The sequence below is a fragment of the Nostoc sp. UHCC 0870 genome (genome assembly GCF_022063185.1).
In the GTDB taxonomy this organism is placed as follows: Bacteria; Cyanobacteriota; Cyanobacteriia; order Cyanobacteriales; family Nostocaceae; genus Trichormus.
In genome coordinates this window covers 1089745-1104610 of the sequence record NZ_CP091913.1, presented here as the reverse complement: position 1 = coordinate 1104610, position 14866 = coordinate 1089745, and the positions used below count along the sequence as shown (strand labels likewise).

Here is a 14866-nt window from a genome sequence, read left to right as displayed (position 1 = left end):
TCTTGGGGACATACCTAGTTTAGCAGTACCGAACAAGATGCTGTGTTTTCTCACCCCTACACCCTTTTAAACCAATTCGCAATTCGCAATTCGCAATTCGCAATTCGCAATGGACTAACGTCCCGCTCCGCTAACGCAATTACGTGTTGTAACGGGGATTTAGACCCCGCCACAACACTTGCGGCTTAATAGAGGCCGGGGATTTAAACCCCTACATTTTGTTAAATAATCGATTGATTTGATTCTGTAACTGTTCACGAACTTGGTTGGTGCGTTGATACACGGCTTTACGTACTTTACTAGAATTATTTTCAAACTCTGCTGTTGTGTCTACTGCATCCACAGGCTGAATAAAATAACGTAAGCGACTTCTCATAGCCCAAACACCCATTGAAGGAAAGATAATTAGTACCAACATCAAAGGTGAGATAGGCAAGAACGGTAATTTAAATAGTCTTTGTAATTTTTTGAGATTAATAGTCCAAGGATGTAACGATTCACTACCGATGCAAACGACTGGCAGAATTGGAATATGATAGCGATCGCTCAACTGTAAAAAACTCACATCAAATTTTTGCAGTTGGTAGCGGTTACCCCAACCTTTTAGGGGGCCGCGTAAACCTTCAGGGGCATATAGCAAAATTTTACCTTGGGAAATCGCCTGTTCAAAATCACCTAACTCTGCCCGCACAGCACCCAAAACCTGCGACCATTTGGGAGGTAGCCACCACACAACCCAAGGATGATCAAATAATGATACCCCCGCTAAAGGTTGTACTGTCCAACCTCGTGCTTCGCTTAATAAATAACCCAAACAAATAAAATCCCAGGGAAAACACATCCCTGCATGATTCATCACCACAATCATCGAACCAACAGATGGCAGATTCTCAACTTGCTGCAATTCTCCACGAAAATAATATTTCACAATAAAAGTTAAAATTTCTTCACGAAATGCCTGTTGATAGTGAGGATTAAATTCTGCAATTTCTGTTCTAGGTGAACGACAACCTAAGCGCAACCACCGACTCAACAATGCTAGATAAAATCCCCCAGGAATTAAAAATAGTAAATATTCTAGCCAATACCAACCATCAGGATCTCTATGATAATGTTGCCAGTGGCGATTAAATAAAATCAGCCAACCGGGAGGATACCACAAACAAAACCAGTCAAACCAGCTAAATTGATATGGTTGCTTAGACGGAGTTCCTATTGGGGGATGTATCAGACTTTCAGAGTGTTGATTAATCACAACTACTGGTTCATTAGGGGTGTAAGGGTGTAAGGGTGTAAGGGTGTAAGGGTGTAAGGGTGTAAGGGTATAAGGGTGTAAGGGTATAAGGGTGTAAGGGTGTAGGGGGTTGAAGGTGTTGGACGGGGATTGAAAAAGAACCCAACACCGTTGTCCCAAAGAGCAGGGCTTTTAACCCAAGGGTTAGGTTGGCTGCTCTTTCTTACCCCTATACCCCTATACCCCTACACCCCTATACCCGCCCCAACGGGGCTTGGTAAATAAGATGTCACTTAATATTTCAATACAGTTCAGGTAAGCCCAAAATCTTCATGTAGATAGATATCAAGTATCTACACAAATAACCCTTAACTGAACCATATTGACTTATATTTGCCACATATCTTAGCCTGATAAATTCATAGTGTGTATCTGACTCTAGACGTAAAAATTACTACATCAGCATTACAAGCTTACTATCAACAAAATCAATCAAACAAGCTATCTTAGATTTAAGTTTCTGGAGTGGCAGCGATGTTATTAGAATTAAAGCGCATCTATGTTCCACCTGGACAAAAAGTATTGCTACGAGATGTCACTTGGCAAGAATTAGAAACAATTCTTGAAGATTTAGGAGAACACCGCGCAGCCCGAATTGCTTATGATAGGGGAATGCTAGAAATCATGTCTCCATTGCCAGAACATGAAGATAATAAAGAAATTATCAGCGATTTAGTCAAAGCACTTTTAGAAGAATTAGAGGTTGAGTTTAGATGCTTAGGTTCTACCACATTCAAAAATCAATTCATGGCTCAAGGTATAGAACCTGATCAGTGTTTTTATATTAAAAATGAATCTAAAATTCGTGGTAAGAAGAGGCTCGATTTAAAAGTAGATCCTCCACCAGATTTAGCTTTAGAAATTGATATTACTTCTCGCACCCATCTCAATATTTATCAATCGCTAAAAGTGCCAGAAGTTTGGCAGTTTGAAAAAGATAAGCTACAAATTAATATTTTGCAGAATGGTGTTTATATAGAATCGAAAAACAGCTTGAATTTTCCTCAATTACCTTTAATAGATGTCATTACCCAATATCTTGAGCAAAGTAAAATTATGGGAAGAAATACTACGCTCAAGAATTTTCGGATTTGGGTAATACAGCAGATAAAACCGTCGTAAAATGGCTGATTTAAAATGACAATATTAGTTACAAAAAGCCCTACAAGCTAAGAGATGCAATTAACTGCACAACTCTTACTTTTATTTCATCCCGCACACGACGAAAAGTTTCTATAGATTCTCCTGCTGGATCATCTAATTGCCAATCTTCAAATACATCTCTAATTACCCAAGCTTCCGGTAAATTCACACCGCAACCACATAAAGAAATTACTATATCGTAATCTTCTGGATGGAAATTATTTAAAATTTTAGAAGTCTGCTGACTAATATCGATACCAATCTCTGACATGACTTTACAGGAAATTGGATCTACTTCATTGATGGCCAAACCGGAACTTGTAGCGGTAATTTTTCCTTCTCCTAATGTACGGGCAAAGCCTTCTGCCATTTGAGAACGGCGTGAATTATGCTTGCAGACAAACATCACTTTTTTCATGCGCTTACTTTATACTCTAATAGAATAGAGAAGAACACACAGCATATTTAATATCCACCTAATTAAGCATAATTGCCCATGACCACTGCTAAACGCCGCTATCACATTACTACCTTCGGTTGCCAAATGAATAAAGCCGACTCAGAACGCATGGCTGGCATATTAGAAGACATGGGCTTTGAATTTGTCGAAGATCCCAACAATGCAAATCTGATTCTTTACAATACCTGCACCATTCGAGATAATGCCGAGCAGAAAGTCTATTCTTACCTCGGTAGACAAGCCAAGCGCAAACATGAACAGCCAGACTTAACTTTAGTCGTTGCTGGTTGTGTTGCTCAACAAGAAGGCGAAGCACTATTACGGCGTGTACCAGAATTAGACTTAGTCATGGGGCCTCAACACGCCAACCGTCTGCAAGATTTATTAGAGTCGGTGTTTGAAGGCAATCAAGTTGTGGCGACTGAAGCAGTCCACATCATGGAAGATATCACCCAGGCGCGGCGGGATAGCACTGTGACAGCTTGGGTCAATGTGATTTATGGCTGCAATGAACGCTGTACCTATTGCGTAGTCCCCAACGTGCGCGGCGTGGAACAGTCCCGCACACCGGAAGCTATCCGGGACGAAATGATAGAATTGGGACGGCAGGGTTACAAAGAAATTACCCTCCTTGGTCAAAATATTGACGCTTACGGACGAGATTTACCGGGAGCGACAGCAGAAGGGCGACATCTGCACAACTTTACAGATTTGCTGTATTATGTCCATGATGTGCCGGGAGTTGAACGCCTGAGATTTGCTACCAGTCACCCCCGTTATTTTACGGAGAGGCTAATTAAAGCTTGTGCAGAATTGCCTAAAGTCTGTGAACACTTCCATATTCCTTTCCAGTCTGGAGATAACGAACTATTAAAAGCGATGGCGCGGGGTTACACTCACGAAAAATACCGCCGCATTATTGACACCATTCGCCAATATATGCCAGATGCGTCAATTAGTGGTGATGCCATTGTTGGTTTCCCAGGGGAAACAGAAGCACAGTTTGAAAATACGTTGAAATTGGTAGAAGATATCGGTTTTGACCTGTTGAACACCGCCGCCTATTCCCCCCGCCCAGGCACACCCGCCGCCTTGTGGGATAATCAACTGAGTGAAGAAGTAAAAAGCGATCGCCTACAAAGATTAAACCATTTAGTGAACGTCAAAGCAGCCGAGCGATCGCAACGTTACATGGGACGCATTGAGGAAGTCTTGGTAGAAGACCAAAACCTCAAAGATAAAACCCAGGTAATGGGACGCATACGCGGTAATCGTCTCACTTTCTTCACTGGCGATATTAATCAACTAAAAGGGCAATTAGTGAAGGTGAAAATCACCGAAGTTCGTGCTTTTAGCTTGACTGGTGAACCCGTAGAAGTGCGTCAAGCTGTGCCAGTCTAGAAACAACTGAAAAATTTCTGTTTATTCCCTTTCTAGTTGGTCTTTATAAGCTAGTGTAAAAATCTCACGCCTCCGGCGAATGCGTCTTTGCGTGAGTAAATAATACTCTAATTTACACAGGTTTACCTGCTTTGAACACCGCTAATTTTTAACACATCACTCATGGTTGCACAGTAATTCGGCAAGTCAAAACTACCAGGATTAATCACCGTATCATAGGTAAAATGGCGATAGTTCATGCAGAATCGATCCCAAGCTGCCATCTGAATCCGAAAGACGACGATAATTAAATTGGCTAAGGATAAAGATAGGGGAATGCGGAAGTAAATCTTTTTACCGAAATAAGTGCAGAGTTCTTCAATGGCTTGGTCTGCGGTTAGTCTTGCTTGTCCTAAAACTAGCCTTCGTGGTGCATCGCTTTGGGGAGGATTAAATATTAAATATTTAACTACACTGGCGATATCTTGACCGTGGATAAAATGAAAACTGCCGTCGGCTTTTAAGAAGCGAATTAAATTAATATATTTGGTAACTTCTGGAATCCCTGATGTTAGATGAGAATAGGGTTTTTTGGCATCACCACCTAAAACTAAAGTCGGGAAAACTGTAGTAATTTTAGATGCTATTGCTAATTGTGATATTTTCTGTAAACATTCATATTTAGAACGAATATAATCTGTCCCAATTTCCCCTGCTTCTTTGAGTGGTTGATTATGACTGTCTAAAACACTAGCTGTAGAAAAATAAATAACTTGTTGGCAACGGTCAGGATTTAATAAACTGAGTAACTCTAAAGTTTTAGAGACATTAATATCAAAGGTTTGCTCACCACCCCAAGCCGTAGCAGTGAGAACTGCAACATCAATTGTTGGCAATAAGTCAGCTAATGCGCTGATATTCTGCATATCACCCTGCAACACATGAATACCAGGACGAACCGTGGTATCAACTTGCAATTTATGGGGATTTCTAACTAGTAAATATAGTTCGTCATCTGTTTCTTGAATTAGGGCTTCGCTAATATAGTGACCTATACAGCCACTAGCACCAGTCACTAAAATTCGTTTCTTGGTCATAAGAGAAAGCTTGAATTAAAACACTCTGTGTCTCTGTGTCTCTGTGGTGAAAAATATTAAACCACAGAGACACAAAGACACAGAGAAAGAGAAGTTTTGACTACACAACCGCATGAAGTTGTTTCGCTGTTTCAAAGAAAAAGGCGACGTTTTCTTCTGGGGTGTCTGGGTGTACACCGTGTCCGAGGTTGAGAATGTGACCCCAGTTACCAGCTTTGCGAACGGTGTCAATGATGCGATCGCGGATAAACTCTTTTGAGCCGTATAATACGCCAGGGTCAAGATTACCTTGCACTTTGATGTGTTTACCTAATCTGGCTCTAGCATCGGCCATGTCTACTGTCCAGTCTACGGTGACGATATCAGCACCAGATTGCGCCATGCGTTCTAGTACGCCTGCGCTACCACTGACTAACAAAATTAATGGTGTATCTGGGTGAGTTGCTTTGACTTGCTGGAATACTCGCTTTTGGTAGGGGAGAGCAAAGGTGTCATAATCTTGGGGGCTGAGATATCCCGCCCAAGAATCGAACATTTGCACGACTTGCGCGCCGGAATCGATTTGATAACGGGTATAAACTGCGATCGCATCTGCTAATTTAGCTAGGAGTTGATGCAGTACATCTGGCTGTGTGAAAGCCATGTTTTTGATGATGGAGTAGGTTTTAGAACCTTTACCTTCCACTGCATAGGCGGCTAATGTCCACGGCGCACCCACAAAGCCTAATACCGTTGATTTGTTGCCTACTTCTTGGCGTAGAGCCTGCAATATGGTTTTAATGAACGGTAGAGCCGCTTCTGGTTCTAGAGGACGCAGTGCGTCAATTTGTGCTTGAGTGCGAATGGGCGCATGAATGATGGGGCCTTTACCTTCCGCAATGTCCATGTCAATCCCCAAACCTGGTAAGGGGGTGACAATATCGGAAAATAAAATTACTCCGTCTGGTTGGAAAGCTCTCCAAGGTTGGAGGGAGACTTCAATTGCTACTTCTGGAATTTCGGAGCGATCGCGAAATGAAGGATACTTCTCCCTTAAATCCCGATATGCTTTCATATATCGTCCGGCTTGTCGCATCATCCATACAGGGGGACGATCTACAATTTCACCACGAGCAGCCCGTAAAAGATGAGGAGTCGTTGACGAAACACCCATTTAACACTTCATCCTAAGTCACTTTTTTATGTCACTGTTTAGCTTATCATTCTGGGATTACGCTTGATCAAATAGAGGTGACGGGGGACAGGTGACAGGGGACAGTTGATAGTGAATATTTTACACCTATGCCCCATGATCTATGCCCTATAACCGTTCTCTTGCTTAGGTTAAAACTGGTTTTATTGAGATTACTTTATTCAAATTTCTTAACTTAAATTAATATGCAAACTAACTCTAGTAATTACTCTCATTTTGCAGATGCTCATAGTAATTCTCGCCCAGTCAAGTTATTAATTCCCCGTTCTCAACGCCGAATATTCTTTGTGCAGTTTACGTTAATGACTATTGTGGGGTGGGTGGTGGGTGGTATTGTCAGTATTGCTATAGAAAAAATTCTCTGGCAAACTCTGCTCCCTACTTTTGCTGATCAGCCACAAGTATGGAGTTTTTGCGTGAGATTGCTTGGTAATATTGTCTTTGCGGTAGTTTTTGCTGCTGATCAAGCATTAGTTATGCGCCGTTATCTCCCTGGTTGGCTATGGATACTGGCTACCAGCATCGGTTGGCTATTAGCTAATGGTGTCTCAACCGCTTGGATTAACTATATTGCTAGTCTGGCTAATTCATCTGATCAAACTTTAAGTCCTGAAACTACTTTGACTTTAGGATTTTTGTCAACATTTCTCTATATTCTTTCAGGGATTTGGCTAGGTTTTGTGCAATGGTTAGTCTTGCGGCGTTATACAGTCAAAACTTGGTGGTGGAATTTTTTCCCCTCTTTTTCCTTCTTCTGTATTAGTCTGGTAGTTTGGTTGCTTTCCTTAATGAAAAATTTGATTCCAGCAGCAGGAATGTATTGGATTGAACAAGGATTTACAGCTATGATTCTCGGAGTTATACCAGCAATTGGCTTATGTACTTTGAGAAAACAATTACAACGTCAGGCTGGAGTTCCTAGCTCATCCTAAATTTTTGGGTAGCTAGTTGGTTGACATGGGATAAAAGGTTACAGAAGGATGACAAAAGATCGGGTGTTACAAAAAAATATTCAGCCTCCTGTTGCTGACAAACAGCCCCAGGTTTTAGAGTTACATGGCGATCGCCGATTAGACAACTACTTTTGGTTGCGCGATATTGATAACCCCAAGGTAGTCGCTTATCTAGATGCAGAAAACGCCTACACTACAACCATGATGCAGCATACAGAGACGCTGCAAACTCAGCTTTACGATGAAATGCTCTCGCGCATTCAAGAAACTGACCTCTCAGTACCATACCGCAAAGATAATTACTATTATTATTCGCGAACTGAAGCCGGAAAAGCTTATCGCATTTATTGCCGTAAACAAGGCAGTTTAGATGCTCCTGAAGAAGTGCTATTAGATGAAAATGAATTAGCAGCCGGACATGATTTTTTTGAATTAGGTGTATTTGATATTAGCCCTAATCATCAAATCCTAGCTTACTCATTTGATACTACTGGCTCTGAGCGATATACACTTTTCTTTTTGGATTTAAATACACGTCAATTTTATCCAGAAACTATTGCTGATACTTATTTTTCCTTTTGTTGGGGAAACGATAATCAAACAGGGTTTTATACCAAAATTGATACAGCTAACCGTCCTTACCAATTATTTAGACATACTCTCGGCACATCAACAGAGTCTGATGAGTTAATCTATCACGAACCTGATGAGGCTTACGCTTTATACGTTTATAATACTCGCTCTCAAGCATATATTTTGATGACTTTGCGGAGCAGCATTACCACAGAAGTTCACTATCTAGATGCCAATAATCCTGGTAGTGATTTTCAGATAATTTACCCACGCGACTCAGGAATAGAATACGATGTAGACCATCATAGTGATTACTTCTACATCGTCACCAATGAAGCAGCTACTAACTTTAAATTGGTAAAAACTCCCCTAGCTGCAATATCAAAAGAAAATTGGCAAACCATAATTCCTCACCGGGAAGATGTATTGTTATCAGGAATTAGTCTGTTTGCTAATCATTTGGTGATTTATGAACGCAAAGATGGATTGCAAACTGCCAGAGTCCAAAATCTATCAACAAATGATGAAAGTAATATTATCTTTCCTGAACCTACCTATGAATTTTCCGAAGGTAGTAACCCAGAATTTAATACTAATATTTTGCGGTTTAATTACACTTCCTTAATTACACCGCCATCTGTTTTTGATTACGATATGGAAACCCAAGAACGGGAATTAAAAAAACAAACCCAAGTGCTTGGAGGCTATGACCAAACTCAATATCATAGTGAATGGTTAATGGCTACAGCCGAAGATGGCACACAAGTTCCCATCTCGATTGTTTACAAACAGGGAATTAAAAAAGACGGTAAAAATCCCTTATTACTTACAGGCTACGGTTCTTATGGTGCTTCTTACCCCGCATCATTTTCTTCAACTAGACTAACATTATTAGACCGAGGGGTAGTATTTGCGATCGCTCATATTCGCGGCGGCGAAGAAATGGGACGCAAATGGTATGAAAACGGTAAATTCCTCCACAAGAAAAACACCTTTACCGATTTTATAGCCTGTGCCGAATATTTGATTAAGGAAGGTTGGACAGCAAATACACACCTAGCCATTACAGGTGGTAGTGCAGGCGGTTTATTAATGGGTGCAGTAATTAATCTGCGTCCTGAATTGTTTGAGTTAGTGGTCGCTAATGTGCCGTTTGTCGATGTGGTGACAACAATCCTAGATACATCTTTACCCCTCTCGGCAATGGAATGGGAAGAATGGGGAAATCCCAACGATCCAGCCTACTATGACTACATGAAGTCTTACTCACCCTACGATAACGTTACAGCCCAAGATTACCCCGATTTGTTAATCACAGCCGGGTTAAATGATTCCCGCGTCAAATATTGGGAACCTGCCAAATGGACAGCCAAACTGCGAGAACTCAAAACAGACAATCATATTCTCCTACTCAAAACCAATATGGATGCTGGACATAGTGGTGCTTCTGGACGTTATGAAAGCTTAAAAGAGCTAGCTTTTGAGTATGCCTTTATTTTGGATCGTTTGGGTTTGGTTTAGTTGTCAGTGCAAAATAGAATCAAAGTCCCCCTTTTTAAGGGGGATTTAGGGAGATTCACCTGTTTTCTTAAATCTCCAAGAAACTTCTTCAAATGCTGGGCCTGTAGAAGATATGACTAATTCCGTAGAACCAAGTAAGTCATCTTTATGGATCTTGAAAGCTGAATCTATATTTCGGTGTTGGGTTTCCTTACGTCAAACGCCACTCGCCCCAAGGTGGGAGACCCGTTCAAGGCGGTGGCTTACCAACCTACTGCTCTGGTGAGACATCCGGGACTACATCTTTGATTACCTGCAAAAAATTCTGCAAAATCACAGACATATCATCACTGCGCCAAACTGCGGCTATAGGTCGAGTCAGATTTTTTCCCTGTATGGGTCTATAGACAACTCCTGTGCGTTGTAGGTTTTGGGCGTTAGCTGGTAACAATGTTACACCTACTCCCCCAGCAACTAAACTCAAAACTGTAATCAACCACGTTGCTTCTTGGACTACTTTTGGTGGTAAACCCACTTCCTCTTGATAAAGTTCAATAATTTGACCGTAGGAAAGAACTACATCTGGTGAAGGTAAAACAAAAGGTTCATCTACTAAGGCTTTGAGAGAAATTTCGGGTTGTTTTGCTAGGGGATGGTTTTCTGGTAAAGCAATGACTATCGGTTCTTGCAAAATTTCTAAAGAACTCAACCCAGTATCGCCGTTGCTGAGTAAACAATCAAAACCAACATCAATTTGAGAGTTGTGTAACTGTTGTGATTGTTGTGAAGACATCACCTCACGCAAAATCAGCCTGACTTGGGGATAGCGATCGCGAAAAGTTCGCAGAATTTCTGGTAAAACACTATTAGCGATCGTGCTATTTACTGCCACTATTAAACTACCAATTTCTCCTAGACTTGCTTGGCGTGCAGAGATGACTGCTTTCTCTAAAGTTGTCAAAACTAAACGTGCTTCTTTGAGAAACACATTCCCCGCAGAGGTTAAGCGGAGTGGCCGCCGATGACGCTCAAATAGTTGCAATCTTAATTCTGCTTCTAAGGCTTGAATTTGTTGGCTTAGGGGTGGTTGAGCAATATTTAGGCGTTCCGCCGCCCGACTAAAGTTTAATTCTTCTGCTACAGCAATAAAATATCGCAAATGTCGAATTTCAATCATTACTGACATAATACCAATTTACTACTTTTTCAAGTTAGTTTTGGGGTTTGTAGTCAAGACTTTAGTGTTTAGAACAATCAGGACTAAAGTCCTTACTACGAACTTGCTGATCCATCAATTTAAACTGGATACACTACTACGGCTTTTTCTTTTATAAAGTGTCCGTAGGGGAGTAATACCAAATTTAAACTTAATAAATTCAGATGTAGCCTGGGTTTACAGCTTTGCATCTGTTGCTTGATTGTGGAAAATTAATATAACTATATTTTTTAAATATAATTCTATTAATTAAAATGGTATTGCACATCTTAAAAATATTAGGTACGCTGCTAATCATACAAGAAAAATATATCAATAAACACTAAATTTGTACCTAAAATGAGGCAGGAGGCAGTCCCAAGAAAATTGGTTCTATGTCCGAATATGAAAGTGAATTTTCCCAATTACCACTTCCTACAGCTTATTTCCTATTGACTAAATTACTGCTATTTTATCGTAAATTCAAGGGTTTAAGACCCCTAGGTCTACACGTAGTATCAGTTGAGTTGGGGTTTAAATCCCTAACTCCAACTGTCTTTAATTTTGAATTTTGAATTTTGAATTGTTAAACACTTGGAGGAATATTTCATGAATAAAATTAATCGTGTTGCCCTGGTTGGTGGAACTCACGGTAATGAATTTACAGGTGCATTTCTGATTAAAAAATTTGAACAATTTCCACAATTAATTCAAAAATACAGCTTTGAAACTTTGACATTATTAGGTAATCCCCAAGCCTTTGCAGCAGGTAGACGCTACATCGAAAAAGATTTAAACCGTTGTTTTTTAAACGAAGATTTACAAAATACTACCTTGTCTAGTTATGAAGAGATACAGGCGAAGAATATATCTAAACTTTTAGGAGAAGATAATAAAACCAAGGCAGATGTAATTATTGATTTACACAGTACAACAGCCAACATGGGCTTGACTATTATTTTAGGTAATCAGCATCCATTCCTATTAAAATTAGCTGCTTATCTAAGTGCAATTAATCCTTTAGTCAAAGTTTGCCAGACGATACCAGAAGAAGGTAGTAATTTTCTCCGTTCCCTAAGTGAGTTAGGTTTTGTAATTGAAGTAGGTGCTGTGGCTCAAGGTGTCTTAGATGCAGAATTATTTCAAAATACTGAGAAACTAATTTATGAAATTTTAGATTATTTAGAAAGATATAATCGCGGTGATATTTTGGAACATAATAATACACTCACACTGTATAAATTTTTATGTTCTATAGATTATCCCAGAAATGAACAAGGCGAAATTCAGGCAATGATTCACCCGAAAATCCAGTCTCGTGATTATGAACCACTCCATCCAGGCGAGCCTATATTTTTAACATTTGATGGTCAAGCGATCGCCTACACAGGCACATCAATAGTTTACCCAATTTTTATTAATGAAGCCGCTTATTACGAGAAAGGCGTTGCTATGTGTTTCACAGAAAAACAACAACTCACAATTTAAATTACAGCATTGCCTTTTTCAACAATTCGGGAATTAAAGAAGGACGTTCCGCCACCGGAACTTCTGCGGCTTCAAAAGCGGCGATTTTGCATTGTGCAGTACCAAAGTTAGGCGGACGACCCACAACAGTAACTAAAGTACCAGTTTGTCGCCAAGTTTTCCCCGGTGGTGCTTGTCTACCTGCGATGTAAGCCACAACTGGTTTATCGATGGCTTCAGTGATGTACCTAGCTGCGGCTTCTTCACTACCCCCGCCTGGTTGACCGACTAAAACGATCGCCTCGGTACTGTCATCCTCATCTAAAATTTGCAGCCATTGCAAAAAGGAAGAACCGACAATGGCATCACTACCAATACTGACACTAATCGATTGCCCCAAGCCTGCTTTTGTCAGTTCCCAAGCAACTTCATAGGTCAGAGTGCTGCTGCGACTCACAATTCCTACCGATCCTGGGGTATAAAATTCACTCGGTTGTGTGCCTAAAAGAATTTTTCCTGGCACAATAATTCCCGGACTGTTGGGGCCGACTACTAGAGTTTCCCCGGCTTCAGCTTTGCGGAGTAATTGCACCATATCCAAAGGCGGCACACCCGCCGAGATAATGATAATCTGACTGATCCCAGAAGCGATCGCTTCTAAGGCTGCATCTAGAACTTGGTAAGGGTGTACGCAAATAATCGTTGTGTCAATTGCGCCAAATTTATCTACTACCTCCTCTACCAAATCAAATACAGGTAGATCGTAAATTTCCTGTCCACCACATCCAGGATCGACACCAGCAACTAAGTTTGTACCATAAGCTTTCATTTGAGCAATATGGGTTGCTGAGATAAATTCATAGAAGCCTTGGATAATAACTTTGCTGTCTGGCGTTAAGTTCATAAAAGATGGGAATTGGGGATTGGGGATTGGGTATTGGGGATTGGGGATTGAGAATTGGGTATTGGGTATTGGGGATTGGGGATTGAGAATTGGGAATTGGGGATTGGGAATTGGGGATTGGGGAAATTATCGAACCTGTCACCTGTCCCCTGTCACCTGTCCCCTGTCACCTGTCCCCTGTCCCCTGTCCCCTGTCACCTGTCCCCTGTCCCCTGTCCCCTCTAATACCTAGGAAGCTTTCTTATAGGCGGGTGATTTAACTAGACTAACTGCTGCGGCTACAGCTTCATCTAAATTTTCCACTACTATCAGTCCATCATCATGAGCTTCTAACGGTGCTAAAACGTCTTTAGCCGCGTTTAACTCTGAACCAGCTAAACGAATAACTAAGTTTGGTGACAAATGCTCTCTTTTATTGCCATTAGAGCGTACCACCGATGATGGCAGTTCACCTTTGTTTCCTAATACAAAATCAACAATTGCTGTAGCTGCTGCTTTTGGTTGGGGAATACTACCGAGAAGATTAATGAGTATGACCTGAATACTTTTATCAGCAGCTAGGATATTTAAACCTTTAACTAAGCGATCGCCAAATGTGGTCGGTGATGTATCTATAATCGAAGCGTGTCGGAGATTTAAACACATCCCTGGTTTTCCACCAGCACTAGCAACTAAATCACAGGTTGCCATCATTGAACCTGTACCATTGCCTAAAATACCTATTCTGCCGTGCATCGCTAAACTATCCCACTCACCAAACCGGGCGTTAATCTGATTTGTGCCATGATAATTGGCAATTTTGGCTGCCATTGCCGCAATTTCTGGATGCCGCCCAATTGCCCGTTCATTCACTCTGACTTTACCATTGAGTGCCATCACCTCCCCAGAATTATTAATGGCCAAGGGATTGATTTCTACTAAATCTAGGTCTTTTTGTATAAACAGCTGATACATTTTCTCTAAAACGGTACTTACCGACTGCATCAGTGCGCCTTGTAAACCCATTTTTAAAGCCAGCCTACGGGCATAAAAAGGCGAAAATTCCTGTTCTACAACGACGTGCTGCATTTTTTCGCCTGCTAATTCCCAGTCAACATCCGGTTCTTGGCAACCTAAAAGGATTGGGCGGCAAATCGCTGTATCTAAAACTACGGCTAAATAAAACTCCTGACTAGCATCATACTTAGATTCTGCTAGTACAACTTCTGGTAATTCCCCCCAAATGGGCAAATTAAAGATATTTTGGGCAGCCGCAACAGCATCAATGGTTGTTTCTACAATCCTCACTCCTCCTGCTTTTGCCCTGTCTCCAGCGTGTACTTGAGATTTCAGCACAATCGGATAGCGAATTTTCAGGCGTTTTAAATCTGTAGGATGGTCTATGCGTTGGGAAGGTAAGACCGGAATGCCTATTTCCCCAAACCATTCTTTAACTTGATATTCCAATAAATCCATTGTTACGCACCTGATATTTATACTTTCAGAGAATTATTTTGGTGCTGTTTTTTAGTTTTTGACTGCACCCCAATTAGATAATCAAGCCTTGAGCAACTATAAAAACTTATTTTTCACGTATCAATTGTATCGAATTCAGTCATTACAGCACATTTAATTTCTAGTCCTAACTCCTTAGTATTGTGTTCAACTGTCGTAATGGATAATATCGGTGAATTTACTAATATAGAATAAAACCAACTTTTACTTCAAA

12 protein-coding genes are annotated in these 14866 nt (G+C 40.8%); 5 read left to right on the top strand and 7 right to left on the bottom strand.

Annotated elements, in window-relative coordinates:
* Positions 1 to 211: 211 nt before the first annotated feature.
* Positions 212 to 1255: a 1-acyl-sn-glycerol-3-phosphate acyltransferase gene (locus tag L6494_RS04855; RefSeq protein WP_237991705.1), complete on the bottom strand. Its 1044-nt coding sequence runs from the start codon at positions 1253 to 1255 to the stop codon at positions 212 to 214.
* Between the two features lie 513 nt (positions 1256 to 1768).
* On the opposite strand from L6494_RS04855, the gene L6494_RS04850 reads away from it, so the two are divergent.
* A complete protein-coding gene (locus L6494_RS04850; protein ID WP_237995812.1) occupies positions 1769 to 2416 on the top strand; it encodes a Uma2 family endonuclease in 648 nt (215 codons plus the stop codon).
* 40 nt (positions 2417 to 2456) lie between these two features.
* Here the strand turns inward: L6494_RS04850 and arsC are convergent, their stop codons facing one another.
* The gene (arsC, locus tag L6494_RS04845) at positions 2457 to 2855 is read right to left on the bottom strand and encodes an arsenate reductase, glutathione/glutaredoxin type (RefSeq protein WP_237991704.1); all 399 of its coding nucleotides are present in this window, start codon (positions 2853 to 2855) and stop codon (positions 2457 to 2459) included.
* A 78-nt stretch (positions 2856 to 2933) separates the two neighbouring features.
* Between arsC and miaB the strand changes: the two genes are divergently transcribed.
* On the top strand, positions 2934 to 4298 hold the full coding sequence (miaB, locus tag L6494_RS04840) for a tRNA (N6-isopentenyl adenosine(37)-C2)-methylthiotransferase MiaB (RefSeq protein ID WP_237991703.1): 1365 nt from the start codon (positions 2934 to 2936) through the stop codon (positions 4296 to 4298).
* Between the two features lie 122 nt (positions 4299 to 4420).
* Here miaB and L6494_RS04835 read toward each other — a convergent pair whose 3' ends face one another.
* Both L6494_RS04835 and hemE read right to left on the bottom strand, forming a co-directional pair.
* Positions 4421 to 5374 (bottom strand): NAD-dependent epimerase/dehydratase family protein, encoded by a 954-nt coding sequence (locus L6494_RS04835; protein ID WP_237991702.1) that lies wholly within the window; start codon positions 5372 to 5374, stop codon positions 4421 to 4423.
* A gap of 100 nt (positions 5375 to 5474) precedes the next feature.
* Positions 5475 to 6527 carry a uroporphyrinogen decarboxylase gene (gene hemE / locus L6494_RS04830; RefSeq protein WP_237991701.1) on the bottom strand — a complete coding sequence of 351 codons (1053 nt, stop codon included), beginning with the start codon at positions 6525 to 6527 and terminating at the stop codon, positions 5475 to 5477.
* Positions 6528 to 6751: 224 nt separating this feature from the next.
* Here hemE and L6494_RS04825 point away from each other — a divergent pair, with 224 nt between their 5' ends.
* On the top strand, positions 6752 to 7498 hold the full coding sequence (locus tag L6494_RS04825; RefSeq protein WP_237991700.1) for a hypothetical protein: 747 nt from the start codon (positions 6752 to 6754) through the stop codon (positions 7496 to 7498).
* Between the two features lie 48 nt (positions 7499 to 7546).
* Positions 7547 to 9613 (top strand): S9 family peptidase, encoded by a 2067-nt coding sequence (locus L6494_RS04820; RefSeq protein ID WP_237991699.1) that lies wholly within the window; start codon positions 7547 to 7549, stop codon positions 9611 to 9613.
* Between the two features lie 250 nt (positions 9614 to 9863).
* On the opposite strand, the gene L6494_RS04815 is transcribed toward L6494_RS04820, so the two are convergent.
* Positions 9864 to 10778 carry a LysR substrate-binding domain-containing protein gene (locus L6494_RS04815; RefSeq protein WP_237991698.1) on the bottom strand — a complete coding sequence of 305 codons (915 nt, stop codon included), beginning with the start codon at positions 10776 to 10778 and terminating at the stop codon, positions 9864 to 9866.
* 618 nt (positions 10779 to 11396) lie between these two features.
* Here L6494_RS04815 and L6494_RS04810 point away from each other — a divergent pair.
* On the top strand, positions 11397 to 12275 hold the full coding sequence (locus tag L6494_RS04810; RefSeq protein ID WP_237991697.1) for an aspartoacylase: 879 nt from the start codon (positions 11397 to 11399) through the stop codon (positions 12273 to 12275).
* Position 12276: 1 nt separating this feature from the next.
* On the opposite strand, the gene L6494_RS04805 is transcribed toward L6494_RS04810, so the two are convergent.
* Together L6494_RS04805 and L6494_RS04800 are read right to left on the bottom strand one after the other, a co-directional pair.
* Positions 12277 to 13158: a succinate--CoA ligase subunit alpha gene (locus tag L6494_RS04805; RefSeq protein WP_237991696.1), complete on the bottom strand. Its 882-nt coding sequence runs from the start codon at positions 13156 to 13158 to the stop codon at positions 12277 to 12279.
* A 228-nt stretch (positions 13159 to 13386) separates the two neighbouring features.
* On the bottom strand, positions 13387 to 14613 hold the full coding sequence (locus tag L6494_RS04800; protein WP_237991695.1) for a succinate--CoA ligase subunit beta: 1227 nt from the start codon (positions 14611 to 14613) through the stop codon (positions 13387 to 13389).
* Positions 14614 to 14866: the final 253 nt, after the last annotated feature.